Source organism: Bacillus smithii (assembly GCF_001050115.1).
Taxonomy (GTDB): Bacteria; Bacillota; Bacilli; order Bacillales; family DSM-4216; genus Bacillus_O; species Bacillus_O smithii.
Genome location: NZ_CP012024.1, coordinates 538,413 through 564,001, shown reverse-complemented (window position 1 = coordinate 564,001; position 25,589 = coordinate 538,413). Strand labels below are relative to the sequence as shown.

21 protein-coding genes are annotated in these 25,589 nt (G+C 40.7%); 8 read left to right on the top strand and 13 right to left on the bottom strand.

Annotated elements, in window-relative coordinates:
- Positions 1–59 precede the first annotated feature (59 nt).
- From BSM4216_RS02665 to BSM4216_RS02655, 3 genes are read left to right on the top strand one after another with little or no spacing between them, the layout of a single operon-like run.
- A complete protein-coding gene (locus tag BSM4216_RS02665) occupies positions 60–1,208 on the top strand; it encodes an iron-containing alcohol dehydrogenase (protein WP_048622643.1) in 1,149 nt (382 codons plus the stop codon).
- A gap of 3 nt (positions 1,209–1,211) precedes the next feature.
- Positions 1,212–2,867, top strand: a complete 1,656-nt coding sequence (locus BSM4216_RS02660; protein ID WP_048622642.1) for a sensor histidine kinase — start codon at positions 1,212–1,214, stop codon at positions 2,865–2,867.
- A gap of 25 nt (positions 2,868–2,892) precedes the next feature.
- Complete coding sequence (locus BSM4216_RS02655; protein WP_048622641.1) at positions 2,893–4,350, top strand: sigma-54-dependent transcriptional regulator; 1,458 nt, start codon at positions 2,893–2,895, stop codon at positions 4,348–4,350.
- Positions 4,351–4,520: 170 nt separating this feature from the next.
- On the opposite strand, the gene adhP is transcribed toward BSM4216_RS02655, so the two are convergent.
- From adhP to BSM4216_RS02640, 3 genes are all read right to left on the bottom strand, one after another.
- Positions 4,521–5,543: an alcohol dehydrogenase AdhP gene (adhP, locus tag BSM4216_RS02650; protein WP_003353974.1), complete on the bottom strand. Its 1,023-nt coding sequence runs from the start codon at positions 5,541–5,543 to the stop codon at positions 4,521–4,523.
- Positions 5,544–5,954: 411 nt separating this feature from the next.
- On the bottom strand, positions 5,955–7,526 hold the full coding sequence (locus BSM4216_RS02645; protein WP_244878036.1) for a class I adenylate-forming enzyme family protein: 1,572 nt from the start codon (positions 7,524–7,526) through the stop codon (positions 5,955–5,957).
- A 361-nt stretch (positions 7,527–7,887) separates the two neighbouring features.
- Complete coding sequence (locus tag BSM4216_RS02640; protein ID WP_048622640.1) at positions 7,888–8,856, bottom strand: carbon-nitrogen hydrolase family protein; 969 nt, start codon at positions 8,854–8,856, stop codon at positions 7,888–7,890.
- Positions 8,857–9,251: 395 nt separating this feature from the next.
- Between BSM4216_RS02640 and BSM4216_RS02635 the strand changes: the two genes are divergently transcribed.
- On the top strand, positions 9,252–9,740 hold the full coding sequence (locus BSM4216_RS02635; RefSeq protein ID WP_003353977.1) for a VanZ family protein: 489 nt from the start codon (positions 9,252–9,254) through the stop codon (positions 9,738–9,740).
- 324 nt (positions 9,741–10,064) lie between these two features.
- Here the strand turns inward: BSM4216_RS02635 and BSM4216_RS02630 are convergent, their stop codons facing one another.
- Positions 10,065–10,499 (bottom strand): VanZ family protein, encoded by a 435-nt coding sequence (locus tag BSM4216_RS02630; protein WP_048622639.1) that lies wholly within the window; start codon positions 10,497–10,499, stop codon positions 10,065–10,067.
- Positions 10,500–10,886: 387 nt separating this feature from the next.
- Between BSM4216_RS02630 and BSM4216_RS02625 the strand changes: the two genes are divergently transcribed.
- Entirely contained in the window at positions 10,887–12,557 is a 1,671-nt protein-coding gene (locus tag BSM4216_RS02625; RefSeq protein ID WP_048622638.1) for a methyl-accepting chemotaxis protein, read from the top strand.
- Positions 12,558–12,741: 184 nt separating this feature from the next.
- Here BSM4216_RS02625 and pcp read toward each other — a convergent pair whose 3' ends face one another.
- The 3 genes from pcp to BSM4216_RS02610 form a co-directional block, all read right to left on the bottom strand.
- Complete coding sequence (gene pcp / locus BSM4216_RS02620) at positions 12,742–13,389, bottom strand: pyroglutamyl-peptidase I (RefSeq protein ID WP_048622637.1); 648 nt, start codon at positions 13,387–13,389, stop codon at positions 12,742–12,744.
- Between the two features lie 137 nt (positions 13,390–13,526).
- Complete coding sequence (locus tag BSM4216_RS02615) at positions 13,527–14,489, bottom strand: DUF979 domain-containing protein (protein WP_048622636.1); 963 nt, start codon at positions 14,487–14,489, stop codon at positions 13,527–13,529.
- Positions 14,486–15,184, bottom strand: coding sequence for a DUF969 domain-containing protein (locus BSM4216_RS02610; protein WP_048622635.1), 699 nt, complete (start codon positions 15,182–15,184; stop codon positions 14,486–14,488). Before BSM4216_RS02610 ends, BSM4216_RS02615 begins: the two co-directional genes overlap by 4 nt.
- A gap of 338 nt (positions 15,185–15,522) precedes the next feature.
- On the opposite strand from BSM4216_RS02610, the gene BSM4216_RS02605 reads away from it, so the two are divergent.
- Positions 15,523–16,506: a Gfo/Idh/MocA family protein gene (locus tag BSM4216_RS02605; RefSeq protein WP_048622634.1), complete on the top strand. Its 984-nt coding sequence runs from the start codon at positions 15,523–15,525 to the stop codon at positions 16,504–16,506.
- Between the two features lie 474 nt (positions 16,507–16,980).
- On the opposite strand, the gene BSM4216_RS02600 is transcribed toward BSM4216_RS02605, so the two are convergent.
- The gene (locus BSM4216_RS02600) at positions 16,981–17,628 is read right to left on the bottom strand and encodes a GGDEF domain-containing protein (RefSeq protein WP_048622633.1); all 648 of its coding nucleotides are present in this window, start codon (positions 17,626–17,628) and stop codon (positions 16,981–16,983) included.
- 492 nt (positions 17,629–18,120) lie between these two features.
- Here BSM4216_RS02600 and BSM4216_RS02595 point away from each other — a divergent pair, with 492 nt between their 5' ends.
- On the top strand, positions 18,121–19,842 hold the full coding sequence (locus tag BSM4216_RS02595) for a bifunctional diguanylate cyclase/phosphodiesterase (RefSeq protein ID WP_048622632.1): 1,722 nt from the start codon (positions 18,121–18,123) through the stop codon (positions 19,840–19,842).
- Between the two features lie 579 nt (positions 19,843–20,421).
- Here the strand turns inward: BSM4216_RS02595 and BSM4216_RS17020 are convergent.
- Positions 20,422–20,529: a putative holin-like toxin gene (locus BSM4216_RS17020; RefSeq protein WP_048622631.1), complete on the bottom strand. Its 108-nt coding sequence runs from the start codon at positions 20,527–20,529 to the stop codon at positions 20,422–20,424.
- Between the two features lie 200 nt (positions 20,530–20,729).
- Positions 20,730–20,969, bottom strand: a complete 240-nt coding sequence (locus BSM4216_RS02585; protein ID WP_048622630.1) for a diadenylate cyclase — start codon at positions 20,967–20,969, stop codon at positions 20,730–20,732.
- Between the two features lie 330 nt (positions 20,970–21,299).
- Here BSM4216_RS02585 and BSM4216_RS02580 point away from each other — a divergent pair, with 330 nt between their 5' ends.
- Positions 21,300–21,797: a GNAT family N-acetyltransferase gene (locus tag BSM4216_RS02580; RefSeq protein ID WP_048622629.1), complete on the top strand. Its 498-nt coding sequence runs from the start codon at positions 21,300–21,302 to the stop codon at positions 21,795–21,797.
- A gap of 228 nt (positions 21,798–22,025) precedes the next feature.
- Here BSM4216_RS02580 and BSM4216_RS02575 read toward each other — a convergent pair whose 3' ends face one another.
- From BSM4216_RS02575 to BSM4216_RS02565, 3 genes are all read right to left on the bottom strand, one after another.
- Positions 22,026–23,903 carry a sigma-54-dependent Fis family transcriptional regulator gene (locus BSM4216_RS02575; protein ID WP_048622628.1) on the bottom strand — a complete coding sequence of 626 codons (1,878 nt, stop codon included), beginning with the start codon at positions 23,901–23,903 and terminating at the stop codon, positions 22,026–22,028.
- 250 nt (positions 23,904–24,153) lie between these two features.
- Positions 24,154–24,930: an acetoin reductase gene (locus BSM4216_RS02570; RefSeq protein ID WP_048622627.1), complete on the bottom strand. Its 777-nt coding sequence runs from the start codon at positions 24,928–24,930 to the stop codon at positions 24,154–24,156.
- A gap of 161 nt (positions 24,931–25,091) precedes the next feature.
- Positions 25,092–25,586: a VOC family protein gene (locus BSM4216_RS02565; protein WP_048622626.1), complete on the bottom strand. Its 495-nt coding sequence runs from the start codon at positions 25,584–25,586 to the stop codon at positions 25,092–25,094.
- Positions 25,587–25,589: the final 3 nt, after the last annotated feature.

Sequence of the window (25,589 nt, the reverse complement as noted above, 5' to 3'; positions counted from 1 at the left end):
AGAAATGAATTTTAGCCCAATCAAAGGAAAAGTATAAGCCGTACATTGGGGGATTTAGAATGATGATACATAAATTTGTTATGCCGGAAGTGATTTTTGGAAATCATTCCATTCATCAAGTCGGCGAAAGCTGTCTTAGGCTTGGCGCCACAAACGTATTCATTGTCAGTGATCCGGGTGTCATGGAAGCCGGTTGGCTGGAAGTTGTGATAAAGAGCTGCAAACAAGCCGGGCTGAAATACTCCACATTTTATGATGTCACGGTGAATCCAAAAGATAAGGAAGTTGAAAATGGCGCTGCCCTGTATGTCGATAATGAATGCGACGCCATTATCGGAATAGGCGGCGGAAGTTCCATCGATGTAGCAAAAGCGATTGCGATCCTTGTCGCCAACGGCGGTCATATTCACGATTATGAAGGAGTCGATAAAATCCAAAAACCCCTCCCCCCACAAGTGATGGTTCCTACAACGGCCGGTTCCGGTTCAGAAGTATCGCAGTTTTCGATCATATTAGATACAAAAGGACAAAAAAAGATGACCATCGTATCGAAATCTCTCGTTCCGGATATTGCGATTGTCGATCCTGAAACATTAACAACAAAAAACGCCCATTTGACAGCTTCCACCGGTTTAGACGTCTTATCCCACGGAATTGAAGCGTATGTCAGTTTAGCATCGACACCTTTAACAGATGTTCAAGCGAAAAATGCCATTACGTTAGTGGCCCAATATTTGCGCCCTTCGGTTGCATCCAAACTCAATATGGAAGCGAAAACCAATATGGCGATGGCCAGTTTACAAGCGGGCCTCTCTTTTTCCAACGCTATTTTGGGAGCTGTACATGCGATGTCCCATGCCATCGGCGGGCGGTTTCCGGTGCATCACGGCGATGTCAATTCCGTTCTGTTGCCCCATGTGATGGAATACAATTTGATCGCCAATCCGAAGAAATTTGCCGATATTGCTTCTTTTCTAGGGATCGACATCCGTGGCCTCACCTATATGGAAGCTGGAAAAAAAGCCATTGACTATGTTAAAGAATTAGCCATTGATATCGGAGCTCCTCAAAAATTGTCGGAAATGGGGATAGAAAAAGAAACGATACAAGAAATGAGTCAAATTGCCTTAAATGACGCCTGCATGATCACAAACCCGAGAGACATAACCATTGAGGATATTGAAGAATTATTCAGAAAGGCTTGGTGACTCATGAAGATACACGATCAGAAGAAAATGATGAGTCTCTTAACGGGGGTCCAGTCTTCCAAAAAAAGTTATTATACCGAATTAAAAAAAATGGTCACGGAATTAAAAAAGAAAAATACGCAGCTAGAAATCATAAACGAAGTGACCAAAAGTTTTAATATCGATATGTCCATGGATGAATTAATGAAAAACCTTTTTGATAAATTAAATCAAATTTTCCCATGCGAAAGAATCAGCTTATCTTTATATAAACATCAAGAATTAATGATAAGCAATGCTTACCCGGCGCAGTCCTTATATTTCCCGATCGGTTTTTCTCTGCCGAAGGAAAACTCGCTCTATTGGAACGTCATTCAATCCCTGCAAATGACTTTTTACCAAGTCCGGAATAAAAAGGATTCTTTTATTGAAAACAAAGTGTACGAATCATTAGGAATTCAAAGTGTTTTATTAATTCCCTTAACGAGCAAAGAAAAAATCATTGGTCTTTTAAGCGTCGGAAGCAAAAGCACCCTCCAATATGAAAAAGATGATCTTTCCTTTTTTCAACAACTGGGTGATCAATTAGCTGTTTGTATAGAAAATGCCCAGCTTTATCAAGAAGTGCTCACGAGTAAAAAAGAATGGGAAGAAACGTTCCGGGCTGTTTCCGAAATGATACTGGTCGTTGACTTACACGGAAATATTCTGAATTATAATGACTCGGCACAAGAATTCTTTTCATTGCCTGCGCAGAAAAAAACGAACGAAAACATCCATTCGCTATTATCCATGGATATTCATGACAGCCCGATATTGGAAAGTCTTCAAACGAAAAAACCCGTTCACAGGCAAATTCATATTCAACAGCGTGTATGTGAACTCCATTCCTACCCGATATTTAATGAATGCCAAAACATGTATGCCATCATTGTTTATATCAATGACATCACAGAAAAATCCCGGATTGAGGCTCAATTAGTCCAATCAGGGAAGCTTGCGGCCATTGGCGAAATGGCGGCAGGAATTGCCCACGAGCTTAACAACCCATTAACCGCCATCTTAGGAAACGCCCAACTATTATTAAGATCGGTATCAAAGGAAAATCGCTCCTATCAACTGTTGACCGATATTTTTACATGCGGTAAACGATGCAAAACCATTATTCAAAATTTATTGACGTTCTCAAGACAAGATGAATATAGGTTTGAAGATTGTTCCATCAATGAAGCAGTCGAGCAAGTATTAGGATTAGTCGGTTACCAGATTCGCAAACAAAATATCCTGATCCAAAAAACGCTGGATGACTCCATTGGCACTGTTGAAGGAAACGCACAACAAATCGGACAAATCATTTTAAATCTGTTAATCAATGCAAAGGATGCTTTAGAAGAGACCGATGTGCCGAAAAAAGTGATTAAGATCCGCACATCGACGGTCAAAGAAAAAGGGAAACAATGGGTTCTTCTTTCGGTCGCAGATAACGGCAAAGGAATAAGCAAACAGCATTTACAAGAAATTTTCAATCCATTTTTTACGACAAAACGGCCCGGAAAAGGAACAGGACTTGGTCTTTCCGTCAGTTTAGGGATCGCAGAAGCTCACGGTGGAACAATTGAGGTAAAAAGTGAACTCGGAAAAGGAAGCCAATTCCTTTTAAAGCTGCCTGCCAAACATTAAAAAGATCATTCGGGGGTTGGAAGATATGGCCAATATTCTTGTCATTGACGATGAAACGGAAGTCGGTACATTCTTTTTGCATTTTCTTGAGGAAAAAGGATTTCACGTAAAGATTGGATACAACGGGAAAGATTTTCGACGTCTCCTCCAAGAACAAGCATTTGATTTGGCTTTCATCGATGTAAAATTGCCTGATGCCAACGGTTTAGATTTATTAAAACAGATGAAAAAAACGACCCCTTCTTGCCAAGTGATAGTCATGACCGGCTACAGTACGGTGAAAACAGCGATCGAAGCGATTAAAAACGGAGCCAGCGATTATATCGAGAAACCGTTTGACGATCTTGACCAATTGGAAACATTAATCGAAGAATTATTGAACACCCGGTCCACATCGTCTGATCACGACATGTATAAGTTGTCAGAATCGCTAGGCTTTATAATAGGAAAAAACAAAGAAATGAATGATTTGGTGAAGCTAGCCTACAAAATTGCCAAGAAAAATGTCAACGTGCTGATAGAAGGAGAAACCGGAACCGGAAAAGAAGTGTTAGCGCATTTTATCCACAGCGCCAGCATGCGTTCTGACCAACCATTTATCGGAATCAACTGCGGAGCGATTTCAGAAACCCTTCTGGAAAGCGAATTGTTTGGACATGAAAAAGGAGCCTTCACAGGAGCCGTAAAAGAGAAAAAAGGAATTTTTGAAATTGCGAACAAAGGCACTTTATTTCTGGACGAAATTGGAGAGGCTTCTCTTTCGACTCAAGTAAAACTTTTGCGGGTGTTAGAAACAGGAGAGTATTTTCGAGTAGGAGGGGAAACGATACGCAGGACCAATACGCGAATCCTCGCTGCTTCCCATGTCAATCTGGCTCAAGCGGTAGCCGAAAAAACATTTCGCGAAGACTTATTGTATCGTTTAGACGTGGTCAAATTATCCTTGCCTCCGTTGAGAAAAAGGATAGAAGATCTTCCCCTTCTCATAGAGTTCTTCTTACAAAAATTACAAACCCATCTTACTTTTTCTGAAGATACCATCGAACAAATGAAACAATATCATTGGCCGGGAAATATCCGTGAACTTCTGAATGTGATCAAAAGAGCGGTCACATTGGCAGAAGGCGAAACCACGATCATTACTCCGAATTATTTGCCGGAAAAAATGAAAATGACAAACGATTCGCCGCAGATCGAATTATTGAATGAAAAAAAGGATCATGATGACGAGGCCGACCTTGAAGTATATTTAAACGAATGGACAAACTATATTCTGGAACTATGGAAAAACAACCGTGAAGTGGATTTGGAACAGGTGCTATCGTTAGTAAAAGAATTAGAATGGCAAATTGGTCGATCTTTCGTCATGAAAACATTAAAACAAACTGTCGGAAATCGAAAAAAAGCGGCAGAACAACTGAATATCTCGGTTCGAAAACTTCGCTATTTATTAAAAGAAAAAGGAGTTCATTCTGTTCAATAGATTCATATAAAGGTCCAGCGTTGAATAAGATTTCACAAGTTCTTTCAGGCACGCTTTTGAACAGATCGGTAACACGTCTAACGGCGTCTTCCGCCGTGGTCCTTCCCTTTTATCACGCAGGGAGCGATCCGTGGTATGTACTCGCTCCCTGCCATACAGAAGATGACAAATTAGTTGGCTTCCCCAATTTTTAATACGATCCGTCCGTTAATTTGCCCTTTTTCCATTTTCTCAAATACTTCATTAATATCCTCTAACGGTGCCGTTTCGACAATGGGGCGAACTTTTCCGCGTGCAGCGAAATCTAAAGCTTCTTGCATATCTTTTCTTGTTCCGACAATCGAACCTCTTACCGTTACTCCGTTTAAAACAGTATCAAAAATCGGAATCGGCAATTCATCATTTGGCAATCCAACGACGACGAGAGTACCGCCTCGTTTTACGGATTGGTAAGCTTGTTCAAACGCTTTTCGGTTGACTGCCACGCTGACGGCCGCATGCACTCCGCCTAATTTTTCCCGAATCGTTTCGACCGGATCTTCTTTTAATCCATTGATCGCAATATCGGCCCCTAACTTTTTAGCCAATGCCGATTTTTCATCGCTAATATCCACAGCTACAACATTCAATCCCATCGCTTTGGCATATTGCAGCGCAATGTGGCCTAATCCTCCGATGCCGTATATCGCAACCCATTCCCCTGGTTTCGCGTTGGAAACCTTTAACGCTTTATACGTCGTCACTCCCGCACATAAAATCGGCGCCACTTCCACAGGATCCAAATGTTCCGGAATTTTCGCCACGTAGTCAGCAGGAGCTTTACAATACTCTGCATAACCACCGTCTACAGAATATCCGCCGTTCAATTGATGAGGACACAGAGTTTCTTGTCCGGTTAAACAATATTCACATTCCCCACATGCAGAATAAAGCCAAGGAATGCCGACGCGATCTCCCACTTTGATCGATCGAACTCCTTCACCGACTTCTACCACAATCCCTACTCCTTCATGCCCCGGTATCAAAGGAAGCTTCGGCTTTACCGGCCAGTCTCCGTGAGCCGCATGAAGATCCGTATGACATACACCGCACGCTTCAATTTTCACAAGCACTTCCCCATACTCTAATGTTGGTTTCTCCACATCTTTAATTTCCAATTTTTGTTTAAATGAATTAACAACAGCCGCTTTCATTTTCCCCTCTCCCCTTTCAATTTGTTTCACCCATAGTTATGCAAAAAACGTGCCAGCTGAAAAAATCGCTCCCCTCCATCTCCCTTTTTGTTTTTGTACCAAAATTTCGGCAAGATTGATCGAATATTTGTCATTTTTATCGTGAATTTGTCCATCATCATAGAAAATCTATTCCTATCACTGCCCCAACCTCTTCTCCGTTTTTGCATTTGATCAAAAGAAAAAGAGAGCCGATCCGTTTTCCTGGCCTCTTGCTCTCTCTTCTTTGATTCCTATTCAACTAGTGAAGCTGATTTTAATAAGGCTAAAGAATACTGTCCATTATTGCACCATCGCCAAATGAGACCTGCTGAAAAAATGGCATCCTGCCATTCGACCCCTAGTGTGAATACTAGAAAATAAAACTTTTGACTACTTGCGTTTCGCGGCCCCCTTCTCGTAGAGGAATTTTTTCAACTCATGTTTCTGAATTTTACCGACGGAGGTTCTCGGAAACTCGTCGACAAAATGAATGGCTTCCGGAACTTTAAATTTGGCGAGCTTTTGTTTACAAACATCGATTATTTCTTGCTCGGAAAGATCGTATCCATCTTTTGCAATCACGAAAGCATGGATGGCTTCATCTCTTATTTCGTCAGGAACACCAATAACAGCGCTTTCAAAAACACCTTCACATTGATTGATCACCTCTTCCACTTCACCGGCTGCTACATTTTCACCGGCACGCCTGATCATATCTTTTTGACGATCCACGAAGTAAAAAAATCCATCGTTGTGATCTTTCCGTGCGACATCGCCGGTATAAAGCCATCCGTCTTTTATGGTGCTGCTTGTCGCCTCTTCATTATGAAAATAGCCTTTCATGATGGTCCTCCCCGGAATTCCGTTCACGATGATTTGCCCCGCTTCACCGTCTTTTACTTCATGACCGTTTTCGTCGACCAGCTTGACTCGATAACCGATCGTCGGTCGCCCCATGCTGATGTTATTGTAATAGCCGTCCAACGGATTAATGAGCGGGGTGCCGACGGTTTCCGTCATCCCGTATAATTGCCGCAAAGATACACGGTATCGTTGTTCAAACTCACGGAGTTGTTCCCTTGTGATAGACTGTGCGAAAATAATCAGCCGTAATGAATGTTCAGCATCCGAAGACCGATAAGGCTTCTTTAAAATCATTTTTAAAGGGGCGGCAAACAACGATCCGACCGTTGCCCGCAATCGTTTCGCTTGTTGAAAGTAGCGGGAGGCGCTGAATCGTTCTGCTATCGCGATACTGGCTCCAACCGTCAATGCCGGCATCGCTAAGTAATATTGCCCATTCCCGTGGAACATCGGCAATACGATGAACACTCGGTCATCCGGGGACATCCTTAGTGTTTTGGACATGATTTCTCCCACGTAGATATAATTGGCATGAGTAAGCAAAACCCCTTTCGGTTTGGATGTCGTACCTGACGTATATAAAATGGAAGCAATGTCATCGCTCGATAAACGAGGAAAGGCAGTCAGTGGTTCTGTTTCATGGATGATGTTTTGAAGGCTTACACCGTAGTCGTCCTCTTCGCTCCTTGCCAAAAACAAGCCGTTCAATTGATCTCGGAATCTCGTAAACTTGTGGACATACTCTTTTTCCGTAATCACCAGTTTCGTTTCGGAATGTTCGAGCAAATAAGCCATTTCTTCAGCTGTCGATAAAACATTGGTGGGAACCATCACCGCTCCGATGGAAGTGACCGAAAACCAAGAAATCATAAAGTCGATTCCATTGGGCAGGTGAAGAAGTACTTTATCTCCTTTTTGAATGCCATACTGCTGCAAAGCACGGGCCAGACGACGGACTTTATCGAGAAACTCTTCATAAGTAAGCGAACTGGTCTGCTCTTGTTGATCCTCAAACACGACAAACGTTTTCTTTGGATAAAGAGTGGCCATTTCCTTTAGTAATTGCGGAATGCTCCTGTTTCCAATTATGTCGGTCATACCCATTTCCCCTTTCTCAACAGCTTTCGCCTTTGTCGTCTCACCAATCATTACGAAAAGTTCTTTACTAAATTCTACGTCATTAGCTGACTTCCATTCCCGAAGATCACAGTCGAAAATCTATTTTCTTCATACGAATCTTTTTCCGCGAGATCTTCTCAGTTGTTCCTATTCCATCGATTGTTTCACCTCCAAACTTCACCGTTTTTATCATTTACCCTCAATATGCAATTGGCATACCAAAGCGGTTTTTGATAGAACATGATTGAAAAGATATTTTCATGCGGAATAAGCCCCCTTTTTAGTCGCAAGAAAAAGGGGCTTGAATTCCTCATATGCAAAATCTTTCATTGCTATTTCATCAGAAATGATTAGATCCTATCCACTTAACGCTGTCTTTCTTCTCTTCATTCACCAACAGCTGGAATACGTCCGGTCTTGAGTAATGCCCAACGACATCAAAATCAAATTGACTATAGGCGATCTCACGCAAATCAAGATCGGCGATTAAAATATCTTCTTTTCCATAGACAGGTTCATGAATATAGTTTCCAAGCGGTCCGACAATGGCGCTTCCGCCGATGCACATTTCATGTGGCGAAGACTCCAGCTCTTCATAGCACGCTAAATCCGTCGGGTACATATCCTTCGTCACATACTGATTGCAAGATAACACAAAACATCTTCCTTCAGCGGCAATATGACGAATCGTAGACTGCCACAGTTCTCTTGCATCCGCTGTCGGAGCAATATAAATTTGAACTCCTTTTGCATACATGGCCGTTCTCGCCAACGGCATATAATTTTCCCAACAAATTAATGCACCCATTCTTCCATAGGGCGTATCAATTACTGGCAGCGTGCTTCCATCCCCCTCTCCCCAAATAATGCGTTCAGAGGCAGTCGGTTTCATCTTCCGATGTTTTCCAAGCAAAGAGCCGTCCGGTCCGAAAAATAAAACCGTGCAGTATAAAGTTCCTCTACTAAATTCATGATCTCTTTCAATAACGCCGATCACAAGATACACTCCTGCCTTACGAGCCGCTTCTCCCAACCGTTCTGTCGTTTCACTGGGCACTGGTACAGAATTTTCCCAGTAGCGAAGCCAATCTTTTCGTCCTTCCGGTGAACGGCCGCCGACGCTCGTTCCAAAAGTCAGTCCTCTAGGATACGCCGGAATGAAAGCTTCCGGAAACACTACGATGCCAGCTCCTTTTTCCGCAGCCTCCTGAATCAACGAAATCGCTTTTTCCGTAGTAGCATCCCGATCCATGATCACAGAAGCCGCTTGTACAACCGCAACACGTACATTTGTATATTGATTTGTCATTTCCATACCTCCTGAACCAAATATAATATAATTATGAATCTTCAGAAAATAAATCACAAGCTATAAGAATATCTATCCACAAAGCGCAGTTATTCCTCCTTCTTCTCTCATATCCTAATTATACTTTGATAAACGGCAGGCCCCTATCTTTAATCAATCAAAATCCAGAATGACGAAGTCCATGGCTGCCGAAACCATAGGTGTTCGGATAAAAAAGAATCTCTTTACACTGGTGAAAGTTTAACAGTGCTCTCATTAGATCCTTCCTCTTTGTTCATTGGATGAAACAGAACAGTTACATTCTTTTCTTGACGGCTTGGTCCAATAGCCTCTCACCAGTCATTATTTTCATATGATATAATAGGGAAATAAAACCAGTCACTAGGAGCTTAGCAATGAACAAAACAGAAAACGGAATATCCAGTCTAAAAAAAGAAGAAAGGTACCACCGGCAAGAATCATTGAAATTCCTTGCCGTCATCTTATGGGGATTGTTCTTAGGCATCCATACATGGACCGAAAATTTGGAAGCGTTGCTGCGATTTCAAACCATTAAATTTGAATGGCATTCGTCCCCCGATTTTTTACAATTCTTTAACTTTTATGATATCCAGCTGATTCACCCCCATTGGTTTTGGATAAAACTTGGACACTTTACCGGCTTTGCCATCATGGATGTCCTTCTGTATATCTGGCTGAAAGATCATAAGCAGTCTATCTTGATTTCGGTCGCTTTTGCGTTCACCACCGAAATCTTGCAGCTTTTTTTCGGACGAGACGGCCGTTTATATGATCTACTGATTGATTCGTTCGGCGTATTAACCGTCTATTATCTTTTGAAGAAATCCACCATTTTTCAAAAAATCATCAGCCATTTTCTTTGATACTCTCTGATACAAAGGAGAGATTGTTAGAATAAAAAAGAAGGTACGTATACACGTTACCTTCAAATAGACAGTTACCAAACTAGTTCTTTTTTTCTGTATCACAGTGGACCAAACCTGTTCATTTCTCTTGAAAATCAAGAGAATCTAAAATTCAGATTTTCGTACCGCTAAAAAACACGGTTTTATGTAAGCTCTTTATACGTTCTCTCTTATTTTTACTCAATACTAGTTCCCTTTTCGATACTGGACTGCGGTTTTCGCTTCCAGTATTTTTATATGCTTTATACTCCGCGTGAACGAATGGAACCCTCTGAATTTATTTTAATGACGCCTTGTCCGTATATAAAAACGGATAAACAATAAAACAATGAATGCTCCGGCTGCATCGATCAGTACATCGGAAAATAAAGCCGTCCGTCCCGGTCGAAACGATTGATGCCACTCATCCGATGCCGCATACAATACGGTAAAACACCATGCTCCTATATAAGAAAACCGATTCGGAAATACCGCTTTCCACACAAGAAAAGCCAAAAAACCAAAAGCTGAAAGATGCGCAAATTTGCGGATGATAAAATTCCACGAAAAGACGCCGCTATCGCGATGATCGTTCGTCCCCTCCAATCCAAAATACTGAGCGATGTGATGAATGACTTTCGCCGTATTTGCACCTGTAAACATAGAAAATTGACTAAAAGAAAAAATGACCCCACACCAAATGAGCACGAACCCCCACCAAAACCATTTATGCTTCATTAAAATCACCTGACTCTTTTCTTAGTAATCATTCTCATTTTGAATGAAGACACCACTGCTTACAAGCCCTATTTACACACCAGTAGTTTATCTCTCTTCCAACCAACCTTAAATGAAACGCAATCTCCATTTAACAAAAGTCACCCCTAAACCACACGATCATCCCATGATCTCGCATGATCACTACCGCTTTATCGCCATTGCTTTATAAATTTATCGATTCCTTGCTTTATGATTAATAGATTTATTGATTTATCACTTTATTGATTTAAATCATTAATGGGGTCAGGCCCCTTTTTTTAACGAATGCTTTATGAAAAATTTATATTATCTTTACATTGGTTTGGTTAAATGAGAGTAAAATATTACATTTATAGGGGTATCAAAATGAGAAAAGAGAAAAATCAAAAAAAGTTTCGGCTGCTCACCATATTGCTTGTGCCTATCATTACAGTGATCGCTTTATCCTCTTTGTTGATCGCCTATGTGAATGTTGAAAAAAATAAAAAGCTCGCCATCCAATCAATGGAGCAGCAGCTATCTTTATCTGCAGAAGTGATGTCGGAAAAGGTGGTCATGTTAAAAGCCTCTACGACGAGAGAAGACTTTAACCGCGAATTGCGATATGCCGTGCAGCTCAATCAAAGAATGTTTAAAGAACAAAACTTAATCCCCATCCAATTTCAAATCACAAAAGATAAAGAAATCAAAGGATTAGCGGATACGAAGTTAAACGAAAAAATTCCTTTCACTAAAGATGAAATTGACCAAATTTTGAAACAAAAAACAGGCATTGTGCATCTTCATGGCTATACGATGGCTTTATCACCATTAATCGAGCTGGATAATGCAACTTTTGTCATCGCTGTTAAAGATCAAGACTATATCAAGCCGATCACCCACCAGCAAAGAATGATGTTGGGATTCACAATCACTATGATTTTAGTAGCCAGCTTTATCGGCTTTATGACCATTCGCTCCATTGTAAAGCCTATTACGCTGCTAAAACGAGCATTTGACCAAGTGGCCGGCGGAGACTTAGATACACCTATACATATTCATTCCGTATCACGAGAAATCACGACACTGTCTAATGGATTTCATCAAATGGTCAGCAATTTAAGATTTCTCATCCAGCAAGTCGATCATACTACTTTGCAAATTGAATCATCCTCTAACAAATTAAGAGACTCTTCAAATCATTCAAAAGCAACATCAGACATCGTCACAAAGGCGATGAAAGAAGTCGTCAATGCAATGGAACGCCAATCTCAATATTCTTTAAAAAGCACCGAAGCGATTCATGAAACGTCTCATCGAGTAAAGCAAGTCGCTTCAGCGATAAAAAAAGTCGACAACGTAGCCATGATCGCCAATGAAAAATCGAAAGTAGGGCTTCAATTCATCAATCAAACAGTGAAAAAACTAGAAGAAGTACAAGCAACGTTTCTTGAAACAACAGAAAAAATTTATACGCTTGACCATAAAACGAAACATATCGATCAATTCGTCAAAGTCATTCAAACCATCGCTTCACAAACACATTTATTATCATTAAATGCATCCATCGAAGCCGCTCGAGCCGGAGACGAAGGAAAAGGTTTCGCAGTCGTCGCACAAGAAGTGAAAAATCTAGCAGAACAATCCAAACAAGCTTCAGAAGAAATTAAACAATTAACCGAAATCATCCGCAACGATACGGAAAATGTCACCAGCGCTATTACGAATAACTCCAGCATTTTAAAAGAAGGAATAGACATGATGCATTCGACAAAGCAATCTTTTGATGATCTAATATCCGTTGTGGAACAAGCCTCTTCCGAATCAAAATCCATGTCTTCCGCAGCGGAAATTATGGAACAAAAAATGAGCGAAATGGTAGAAAGCATGTCCAACATCGCCAGCATCGCCCAACAAATTTCAAGCAGCATGCAAGAAGTCGCTTCTATTACCGATGAACAAGATGCCACAATAAACGAAGTCGCAGATGAGGCAAAATCATTATATGTATTAGCCAAAGATCTAAATGCTTCCCTCGATTCATTTAAAACTACATAAATTTTTTCAAAAAAGTACGAACTTAGAAAAAGAAAAAATCGACATATTTGATAAAAGAGGCCCTATCCGGATAAACGGACAGGGCCAAAAAATTGGAAAATTCATTTGATATCCCTTTCATCTTTTTCTTAATGAGTGGAGCTGTTGCTTTCAAAAATCTCTAGAAATATCCATCGCCTATTCTTTAATGAATCGCACCACCGCTTTCTTTTATATCCTCAGGTTCGAGTGCTGCAGTGATGGCAGCTATTTTTAAACCTTCAACGATCGTTTCAATTGCCATGCTCGGTGCATGTTTATTGACAGTCTGCTCCGGCAAATAAGGGATGTGAATAAATCCTCCGCGCACATCCGGAGCATTGTCATGCAAATAATGCATTAAACCGTAAAACAAATGATTACAGACAAACGTTCCGGCTGAGTTAGATACCTCTGCAGGGATACCGCTTTCTCGTAGATTCTTCACGATGCGTTTGATCGGCAGCGTCGACCAATAGGCAACCGGACCATTCTTTACAATCGCCTCATCAATCGGCTGATTGCCTTCATTATCGGGAATTCTGGCATCATCCACATTAATGGCTACCCGCTCTGGTGTAATGTGTGTTCGACCTCCTCCCTGCCCAACGCAGATCACAACATCTGGCTTCTCCTCTTTAATCGCTTCTTCCAGCTTTTTGATCGAGGCTCGAAAGACCGTTGGGATTTCTACAGCAACAATGTGAACCCCTTTTTCCTGGTAACCATTTAAAATTTTGACTGTTTCCAAAGCCGGATTCACACGCTCACCTTCAAAAGCATCAAAACCGGTCATTAAAACTTTTTTCTCCATACTATTCCCTCCGATGCTCTTCCTCTCGAAACCTATGAATCTCACAACAATATTCCCTATCATTTTGTTTCAAACGGACGCTCCATTGGCCATATCATATCATCTACACATGTGCACAACATTTTCATATCCCAAAGCTACATTTGCCATCTAGCCAGGCAATACATCAGCACAATATTGAGCAAAAGCGTCAACAACGCTGTTGGTACTTGCACCCGAATGACATGATATTTATCTTTCAAGTCTAATAAAGCTGCGGGAACAATATTAAAATTGGCAGCCATAGGTGTCATCAACGTTCCGCAATAACCGGCAAACATGGAAATGGCGGCAATTTGGTTTGGATCCGCTCCGAACTGCTGAATCAGGATCGGAATGATGATTCCTCCGGCCATGACCGGAAAGGCCGCAAACGCATTTCCCATGATCATGGTAAAGAACGCCATTCCAACACATAACACCACGACACTCCAAAATAATGAATTAGATGGAATCATATGTTTGACAATATCGGCCACCACATTGCCGACGCCAGCTTTATCGAAAATCGTGCCAAGCGTCGCTAAAAATTGAGGCAATACGACAGCCCAACCAATTGCCTCCAGCAAACGGCGGGATTCCTTGATGGCTGTCTTTGGAGTACTCTTTGTAAGTGCCAGAGCAACCATCATAGCGATGACGCAAGCAACGCCTAAACCAACCAATGTCGGATTGGATGGATCAAATAGAAAGAGTTCGCCGATTTTGATACCCGCCAGTGCTTTTGAAAAAATAACGGTTAAAAATGGAATAAGCAACGCCGGTAAAAACAGCCAATTGCCGAGCCGCTTGCGTTTCGCTTCGCGTTCCTCTTCGCTTGTGCTGTCATATTTTCCTTTTTCTAAACCTCCGAAACCTACGATAAGTACCATCAGAATGACGAGCAAGCCTATGTAAAACGGCGGGATCACTTTTCCCAGCAACAAAGTCACAGCATAGATAAAATAAAACAACCCCGAAGTGACTCGTTTTGTATTTTTTTTATCTAAAAAAGTGTAGATAGAACAGCACAAACCGATGACTCCCATCAAAACATAGAGGTATTCAAGAGACAGTATCATGAAGATTTCACTTCCTTGTTTTCAGGTTTCTTTTGCCCAAGACGTCGCTCCAAACGTCTGTCGAATAAATATAGTCGAATGGAATGGATGATGAAGACACCAACCGCAGTGGGAATCCCCCATAGTGCCATCAACACTGGGTCACTCACAACATGATTTTGGTCAAAGAAGCCTTTCATTAATAAAATTCCTCCGACAGCAACAAAAATATCTTCACCGAAAAACAATCCAATGTTGTCAGCAGCGGCCGTATGTGCACGGATATTTTCCCTTTCCTCTTTAGGTAGCTTCCCGTATTTGGCTTCCGCAGCTCCTTCCGCCATTGGTGCAATGAGGGGACGAACAGTTTGTGGATGTCCACCGATACTATTCAATCCTAGCGCCGCCCCTATTTCCCTGATCAAAAAGTAAATGTTGATCAATCTACCAGCGGTGATCGCTTTTATTTTCGAAACAAGCAAAGCCGATTGTTTTTGCAAACCGCTTCGTTCCATAAGACCGATAACCGGAAGAGTAATGATTAAAATCGACATATAACGGTTCGTCGTGAACGCTTCACCAAATTGAGCGATGAGATCCTTAAAGGGAATACCAGCTATCAACCCAGTGACCAATCCCGAAACCGTTACGACAACCAACGGATTGATCCGAAACAAAAAGCCAACAATGATCAAAGCAACACCAATGAGTACCATCTTACCCCTTCTTTCTCCAGAAATTTGACATTCTATCATTCCAACGTTCTAACAAAGAGCTTTGCAGTGCAGAAGCAAACAAGCGATCCAAAAATAATATTATGATAATTCCAATATAATTTATTATTCTGAATTATATCACACTAATTAAGCTCGTCAACGCTATTGTTCATCATTTCATCTGCGCATTCCTCATAAATCAATTTCCCAGAAAAATAGGATATTTATATCAATATACCAAATGGGGCCTGACCCCTTTAATGGCTTAAAGGGGTCAGGCCCCTTAAAATATGGTACAATGCTGGTAGCATGTTCTAGCCATGAAGGAGTGACTAACGATGATAAAATTTGCGATCATTGGAACGAACTGGATTACTGAGGAATTTATTAAAGCGGCCAAAGAAGTGCCAGATTTTTCTTTAAAGGCTGTGTATTCGCGGACTGAAGAGAAAGCAAAAGAATTTGCGGCAAAAGTAGGTACTGAACTGACCTTTACCAACTTAGAAGAAATGGCGAAAAGCAATGAAATTGATGCTGTTTATATTGCAAGCCCTAATTCCTTTCACGCCGAACAAGCCATTTTGTTGATGAACCACGGCAAACACGTTATATGCGAAAAACCAATGGCCTCCAATACAAAAGAAGTGCAAGCTATGATCGAAGCAGCCCAACAAAACAATGTCGTCCTAATGGAAGCGATGAAAACAACACTACTCCCTAATTTCCAAGCCATTCGCAAACATATACATAAAATTGGAAAAATACGCCGCTATTTCGCCAGCTATTGCCAATATTCATCGCGCTATGACGCATACAAGCAAGGAACGGTGCTAAACGCCTTTAACCCCAAATTTTCCAACGGATCTTTAATGGACCTTGGCGTTTATTGCCTGTATCCAATGGTAGTATTATTCGGGAAACCTCTTAATGTAAAAGCCAACAGTGTTAAACTGGAAACGGGTGTGGATGGAGAAGGAAGCGTCATTCTCGACTATGGAGAAATGGACGCGGTGGTTCAGTACTCCAAAATTTCGAATTCCTATATCCCTGCCGAAATTCAAGGAGAAGAAGGAAGCATTATCATCGATGCGATCCATACGCCGCAAAAAGTCGAAATTCGCTATCGCGACGGACGCATCGAAGACATTACCGAAACCCAAGACCATCATCCTATGTACTACGAAGCAAAAGAATTTATCGAATTAATTCAAAACGGCAAACAACAATCGGAGATCAATTCGCATCAACACTCACTTACGACCATCGAAATTATAGAAAAAGCCCGGAAACAAACAGGCATTGTCTTTCCGGCGGACAAATAAAAGCCATAACAGCCTCTTGCCTTTTCGGCAGAGGCTGTTATTTTTCTAACATCGCTTGCTTTTATCCGTGAAATACTCAACGGAATTTAATTTCAAAACTGATAATAAATATACAATTCTATTTTATTGCTGACCAAGAGCCTCCTGATAAAAAAAAACTGCAGCATCAGGATTCTTCAAAGCAGCAAACACAACTTACCCCTTTAAGCTCAAGGCATTCCCATTCCAAAATATGCTTTCAAATCGTACATTTTTCTTTGCCACCACTGACCAATCAACGATGCAAACTTGAAACAGAAATAGAAGTTAAAAACGCTCCCCGTCTACTGTATAAAAGGTAAATTGTCACCTAAATTTCTAATCGACTTGATACCGTGCAATCACAAATGTCCCCTTCTTTCTCGCCTGTTGCAGTCCGTCCAAAATATTGATCTTCCTAACGATTTCAAAATGTGCCAAGCTCTCCTTATATACTTACACTGTTTTCCTGGAGTGTTTGTTTCTGTACATGTTTTGATCCGCTTTTTCAATTAAATCGTGCAATCGTTTTCCATCTTCTCCGTAAACGGCATATCCAACAGAAACGGAAATCTTTTTTCCAAAACTTTTGGCCAGTTCCTTGAGTTTCGACTGAAGGGAATCTATTTTTGCTTTGATTTCATGAAGGTCAGAAAAAAGGGAAAGGCCGAGAAATTCATCTCCTCCCCAACGGGCAATGACATCATGCTTTGTTATATCACTCTCCAAAACTTTTGAAACCGATAGGAGTATTTGATCACCGTATTCATGACCATAATGATCATTGATTTGTTTAAATTCATCAACATCATATACAAAAACAACCAGTTTTTTCTTTTTGCGTTGTGCTGTTTTTATGAATTTCGGAAATATAAAATGAACGTATCTTCTATTATTCAATCCCGTCAAAAGATCTTTCATTGAAAGGAAAAAGGTTTCATCATATTTTCTTCCTAACAACCATGCAATGATTAAAGCGATGATGCCGGGGATTGGAATGAGATGAGGAACTCGCCCTATTTTCATCCATACGGCTGTTCGAATGAAAATGAGTAAAAGAAGAACTAAAGAGGATGCCACAATCCTTCCTTTAAATTTATACAACATTTATCACCAACTCTCGAGAGTGATTTTTATTCTTGGCATACTTTTCCCATAGGGATTATAAAGGATCAACAAACTTTTGTCTATTTTTTCTATTAGAAATTTTTGAAAAATGATTCCGGATTAAATTCATCTTTTCATTTTAAAAAACATAGACTCAAAGAATTAGGCAAATCATCACAGATTCAGTTCGCAGCTCATTTGATGCGCCGGCAAAAATTCGTTCAATACATTAAACGCATGGACAGATTGCCTTTCACATAATTCTTGAATGCCAAAATATACTATATTATTATATAATAGCATAGGAAGTATCGCTCCAGTCTTCTTAGGTTTTTGCACCAATTACCGTTATACAAGACGTGGGGGATACTTCTTTTTTTACGATGAAACTCATTGATACAAGGGTAAGGCTTATGAAAATTCACTTAGCCAATAAAAAATCATACCAAAGTCACAAAAAACTAATTTAATGAATTAGAGAGGGATTTTATGGATTCAACCAATCATGACGTGAAAGCTTTTCAAGGCCTGTCACCTGACAGCATCAAAGAATTATTAGACATTAAGTATGCTTTGGATCAATCTACTATTGTTGCGATTACAGATCATACCGGAAAAATCACTTATGCCAATCAGAAATTCTGCGACATCTCGAAATACAGTCGAGAAGAATTAATCGGACGAGATCATCGGATTCTTAATTCAGGATACCATTCAAAAAGCTTTTTTAAGAATATGTGGGAAACCATTGGAAAAGGGGATATTTGGACAGGCGATATTAAAAATAAAGCGAAAGACGGGACATACTACTGGGTAAAAACCACTATTGTACCTTTTTTAAATGAAGAAGGGAAACCTTATCAATACATTTCCATACGCCAAGATATAACAGACTTAAAAAAATTAGAGGAACAATTACTGTTTAACGCCTATCACGACAGTCTGACCGGCCTCCCAAATCGTCATTACTTCAACGAAGAAGTAGGTGCATGGTTAAACCAAAAAAAGAAAACGGACCAAATGGCCTTGATCTTCTTCGATATTGATCGTTTTAAATACATTACGGATACACTAGGCCATTCGGTGGGGGATCGCTTTCTCAAATCAATATCCAAGCGACTGGCCATTCATTTAAAAGGGATTGGCAACGTTTATCGTTTTGAGGGAGATCAGTTTTCGATTGTCGTCAAAAATAAAGACATATCCGAAGTAATGGACATCATTCGAAAGGTGAAAGTACTATTAAAAAAACCTTTTTTATTTCATAAGGAATCCTATTCTTTTAGTGCCAGCTTCGGCGTCAGTCTTTCCCCTCAAGACGGGCAAGATATTGAAACATTAGTTAAAAAAGCGGATTTTGCCATGTATCGAGCAAAAGAAAAAGGAAACAATTCTATTCAATTTTTCACTAGCGAAACCCATGAAGTCTTATCCAAAAATATGAAAATGGAAACGGCTTTAAGACAAGCCATTCAAAAGGAAGGGTTACTTCTATATTATCAGCCGCTTGTCGATTTGCAAAAGCGAAAAATGGTAGGAGTGGAAGCACTCATTCGCTGGAATCACCCTACAGAGGGAATCATCCCCCCTTCGGAATTTATTCCTTTAGCGGAAGAAACAGGCTTGATTGTCCCGATTACCGAATGGGTTTTGAAAACGGCTTGCGAACAAATCGCAAAATGGCACGAAAAAGGGCTTCCCCCTATTTATGTAGCTGTGAATTTGTCGCCATTTTTATTTGAATCCAATCGATTTATGGATTCTCTCCAAAGAATTATAAAAGAAGGCAACCTTGATCCAAAATACATTGAACTCGAAATTACGGAGAGTATGATGCAGGATCCTAAAAGTGCCATTCCTTTATTAGAAAAACTAAAATCCTTAGGAGTTTCCCTTTCTATTGATGACTTTGGAACAGGGTACTCTTCACTCGCAAGCTTGAGACGCTTCACCATTGACACACTAAAAATTGACCGTTCTTTTATAGAAGAACTTTTTCAAGATGACGGGGTGATTGTCAAAACGATTCTTACCATGGCCTCTCACCTAGGATTAAACGTCATTGCTGAGGGGATTGAAATGAAAGAACAGCTGCAGTTTCTAACAAAACACTCTTGTCCCATCGGCCAAGGCTATCTTTTCAGTCGTCCATTACCCGGCAATGAACTCGAACAACTGTTGCGAAATCCGGAATATTTTTCGAACATTTGAATTTTGTCTAATAGATGAAGGCATATTTTGTGCGTCTCAAATATTACGAATCGAATGGTTTTTCAACCATGTTGAGGATCGTCACTTTTTTTGCGTAAAGGCGTTTTTAAGACCGTTTGCATTTGATTTATTTCCACTTTCAAGAAACCTGACGGGCATGAAAGCAAAGGCTACGCGGAAGACTTTGCAAATAAGAAGGCTGTCATGCCCATGCACCCTATTATGCTTAGACCAGTCCCTGAAAAAAATATCAAACAGTCTTAAAAACAAAAAAGACAGACGCTCAGACAGCTTCTGTCGAAATATATGATGAAAAACTTCGGAAACGTTCCAGACACTAATTCATTCCATTACAATCCACTTCTCCTCCATCCCTTTACCACTTTAAACTATTGATGGGGTCAGACCCCCCCCCTTGAACATAATTCAACATTTCCTGTATACTATAGTCAAAAGCAACATAAAATAAAAGAAACCGGGTGCGGGAACACCCGGTCAGTGCAACTACATGCCGCAAGAAGAGCGGCTGACCTTAATGACAGTGAAATAACCGTCATACCTTTGGTCATGGGAGGACGGTTATTTCTTTTTGTTTATATAGACGACCATAGTAACAATCAATGTCAGCACTCCTATCAGCACTAGACCGAATTGAGCGACTAGACTTAATGCTTCGTATGTCGTCATTTTACCACCTCCCTTCAACGGGAAGTGGTCAACCGCCCACCCTGCTTATGCAGTTGCTATTAAGATTCTAGCATTTTTCCATTTCGAATTCTATTTAATCAAAAAAAGAGAGTCGGTCACTTCGGCAGTGACAAACTCTCCTTTCTATTATTCCACAAATCTCGACAAAATCTGGGCGGTGATAGCTGACGCACCTATCTCTATAGCCACAGTATTTTTTCTCCATTTTTAAATAATTCAATGTCACTATCTTCTGAAATCTTAATAGCTATTCCAGAAAATGACGCTTCTTTAGCTGCTGTTGTTCTCGCACCAAAAATCAACTTATCCGCATTTGATGTAATATTCTCTTTATTTTTTGATTCTAAAATTATCTCTCCAAAAGAGAGTATATTTAAATTTTTATCTAGAATAATCGCTCCATCTATCGAAGCAATCAATTGAAATAGGTATGGGTCAATCTCACTTAAATTATATAATGTGAAGTCATTTTTTTCAATTAACTTTCTTGAGATACTATCTCTATTTTTTTCTCCAGTTTTTAAATACTTTCTAATTTTATTAATTGCTTTACTAGAATTTAAATATTCATTTTCCTTATGGTTTTTATAGTAATATTGTCATTTTTTGTGGTAATATTTAAAATTTAAGCTATTATAACAGATAAAGTTAATAATGCCAAAAGCAGGATAATGAGCGATAATTGTTGGAAGATAGGTCTGAATGGCTAAATCAGTTCGTCGAAATTCATCTTTTGGAGGGAGAATGAGTTGCATATTCGACAAATCGATCTTGATGATGCTGAAAAGTTGGTGAATTTGATTTTACAAGTGGAAAGTGAATCCGATTTTATGCTTTTTGAGGCCGGTGAAAGAAAGCTGACGCCTGAACAGCAGCGATACCGAATAGTGGCGATGGAGGAAGAAGAAAATTCGACCATATTCGTTGCAGAAGAGAAAGGCGACCTCATCGGCTACTTGATCGCCATTGGCGGAGGGGCAAGACGGAACCGACATTCGGTCTACCTTGTCGTCGGAATATTGGAATCATACAGAGGGAAAGGCGTCGGCACCCGATTATTTTTGGCATTAGAAAAGTGGGCTAGAGAACATCACATTCACCGTTTAGAATTAACCGTGATGACGAACAACCGGGCTGCGATCTCTTTATACAGCAAAATGGGGTTTGAAAAAGAAGGAATAAAGAAAGACTCCCTTCTTGTGAATGGGGAGTATGTAGACGAATATTATATGGCCAAACTTTTATAAAAACCCGTGCGTTGTTTCCGAAATATATGGAGTGAATGTCATACTAGACTGCCAGTAAGTCTTTTTTCTTTGCTTTCGTTTTGAAAAGCTACCTTTTGAATAGAGTAACTTCTCTATTTTTCTATACTTTTTAGAAATTAAGTAAGACGGAAAAAGTAAATTCCACTATTTTCTCGCTTTTTATCCAAAGAAAAAAGGAACCTTTTTTCATGTTCCTTGATAAAGGACTTATAAACCAAATTTCCGAATTCGTTTGTAAAATGTGCTTCTTGGGATGTCGAGCAATTTGGCGGCTAAAGATACGTTTCCTTTCGTTTTTCGTAGTGCCTCAATCATTAAGTCTTTTTGAATTTTTTCGCGGAATGTCAGTTGGGTGGGTGTGTCGGTTTTTGCTGATTCCGTAGTAGATGGAGCTGTGATCCGATGATGGATGTCGAATGAGTCCAATAGGTTCAAGACTTGGGATGAATCCGTTATTCCACATGGGAATAAAATTTGCAGTCGTTCCAATACGTTGAACAGTTCCCGTATGTTTCCCGGCCAATGATAGTCCATCATTCGTTCCAATACTTCATCCGGCCATTCGGTATTCCAGTTGTGTTTTTCGCAATAGTATCGAATTAAGTGCGGAATGTCTTCTTTTCGTTCCCGGAGCGGCGGAACATGTATCGGAAACACATGAAGGCGGTAATATAAATCTTTGCGAAAGGATCCTTCTTCGACTAGTTGGAGAAGATCTCGGTGAGTAGCGGTAATGATGCGAATATTTAAAGAAATTTCTTTCGTCCCTCCAACGGGGGTTACTTTGCGTTCTTGCAAAACCCGTAAGAGCGCCACTTGCATAGCCGGCGGAATTTCACCGATCTCATCTAGAAAAATCGTGCCGTTATTGGCTTGCTCGAATTTTCCTTTATATCCTTGGCGCTTAGCTCCTGTAAAAGCTCCTTCCACATAACCGAACAGTTCACTTTCCATCAGCTCTCTTGGAATCGCCCCGCAATTGATCGCAATAAAAGGACCGTTTTTCCGCGGGCTATTTTCATGAATCGCTCGAGCCACCAATTCTTTTCCGGTTCCCGTTTCCCCTAATATATAAACACTTGCGTCCGTCGGTGCGACACGCTTCACTTCCTCCAATGTGTTTTGAAACGCTTTGCTTGTACCGGTCTCTCCTTGAAACACAAACGGTTGAGTGGAAAAAGCAGCGCCGGGAACGGAATCGGATTTTTGGACAGCTCGTTCTGATAAATAAACGCATGTTCCGATGAAGCCTTTATGCTGATTGGCAAAGACAGGGGTTTCTTTTTGAATCCGAAATCCGTATTTTAATATTTCATTGACCTTCTTGCCGGCCCAGTGAGGTATTTTTTGACGAACCGGTTTACTTGCGGCCACGACGATTTTTTTCTCGTTGCAAACGATGACGGGTTGATGAGAATCCATGAAATCCACGCTCCTATGGACCAGTTCGATCTCATTTTTATGAGTACGTATGCTGATTTCCCGTTCGATCGCATGAGAAACAGACGCTACCATCCCCAACATAAAAGGATGGGCACGATCAACCGGACAAGAAACATCGATGATGCCGATTAATGCGCCGTCATCGTTTCGAATCGGAGCAGCCGAACAAGTCCAATTATGGGAAGCGACGGAATAATGTTCGGTGCCGTTTATCATCACCGCTTCTTCAATTTCCAACGCTGTTCCGATCGCATTCGTTCCGACTTCTTTCTCTGTCCAGCGGGCGCCTTCCATAAAATTAATTTTTCGTGCATCGTGAAGGATTCTTTGATTTCCCGCCACCGACAATACATATCCATCCGGATCAATGATTAAAGCGATCATTTCCAATTCTTTCATGGCTTGTTTCATTCGATTCAAATGAGGCAAAGCAATATCGAGGAGCAAGGAGTTTTTTTCTTTTTGAACGGCAAGCAAATCATTGGATAAAACATGTTGGCCTTTACTCAAATATGGATTGACGTCATTGTTCTTGCAACGATACCAAGATTCGATGACTCTTTTGTTTAAGCGAGACGAATCCAGCACTCCTTCGTTTACAAAACGCTTCCATGTAATCCAGTTACAGGTTGTTGTAAACATAATATCCTCCTTAATTTGGAAATATTGATCATATACAGAATCCATACTTTTGGCAAAGACCGACATGAGGAAACAGAAAAAGGAAAGGTTTCGAAGAGAAATTTTTGTTTATTCGGAGTATTCGAAATCATTATAGAGGAAAACTTAAGCGCTTTCAACATAAATCTCCATGCAGAAAGAAGACATGAACCAACATCTTCATGTCCCCTTTTTGAACTGCTTTTTCGGAAAATGCTTTTATTCCAATCATTCAGGAAAAAATCACACCCCCATCGATCATGACGGATTGGCCGGTCATATAATCGGAGTCCTCCGATGCAAGATAAGAAACAAACTTTGCGACATCTTCCGGTGTTTCCGGCCGCCCAAGAGTGATGCCATCCGAAAACTGCCGAAAAGCTTCTCCTTTTTTAAGATTCATATAATGCGCCATTTTTTCATCAATCAAGTCCCACATTTGAGTGTCGACAATTCCGGGACAGTAGGCATTCACGGTGATCCCAAATGGCGCCAATTCCTGAGCTGCCGCTTGTGTCAAGCCTCGAACGGCAAATTTCGTGGCCGAATAGGCGCCAAGAAGGCTGAATCCTTTATAGCTCGCAATGCTGGCCGCATGAATGATCTTCCCTCTTTTTTGCTTTTTCATTTGTTCGGCTGCCGCTTGCAGGCAATAGAGAACGCCAAACACATTGATTTGAACGATTTTATTCATATCCTCTTCTGTTACTTCCAGTAACGGCTTTACTTGGGCAATGCCGGCATTGGAAACCATGACGTCCAGTTGTCCGAAGCGTTTGACCGCTTGCTCCACCATTTGAAACACATCGTCTCTTTTGCTTACATCCGCTTGAACGGCAAAACTTTCTCTGCCCAGTTTCTTTATTTCATCTACCACAGATTGGGCGTTTTCCAAATGAATATCGTTTATGACAACATGAAATCCGTCACGGGCAAGACGTAAAGCAATCGCTCGACCTATGCCTCGGCCCGCTCCGGTGACAAGCGCGATTTTGGGAGAGCTGCTCAATATTGTTCCCTCCTTATTGATTGAGAAGTTCTTGAAATGCTACCCATCCTGTAAAACATAAGAGAATGGGCAGCCCGACCGCAAGTTTCTCATCTTGTTCTATTCTAAACAGAGAATGACCATTTGGTTTGTCTAATCGATAAAATTCATCTTTGGCCAACTTATGATTGCGGAGGATAAGTTCGCAATGGAGCGGGCAGTTCAAACCCTTCCGGTATATGGTAAATTTCTGCGATAAAGCCAAGGTCTTTCGTTGTGTTTAAGTATGTGTACCCGATTTTATGGAAGATCCCGCTTTGAATCACCTCATTTCCTCTTGCCGCCATCGTTTTCACTACATCATCATGATTTTCCGTCCCTAATGCGACATGGTGCAAACCGGGGCCATGCTGTTTCAAAAATTCCGCATACACGCTGCGGTCATCGGTAGGCTCAATGAGCTCCCATTGGACATTATGCGCATCACATAATGCGATTTTCATAGAGTAATCGACTTTTTCACCACGGATCGTCATATTCCTTACCGTCTCTTTGTTAAAATCATAGACTAACCAAGGCCCTATACCGTAATCATCGCGATACCTTTTCATATAAGCATCCAAATCATCCACAACGATGCCAATCTGCAATACTTCCGTAAAAATGAGTTTTTCCATTTT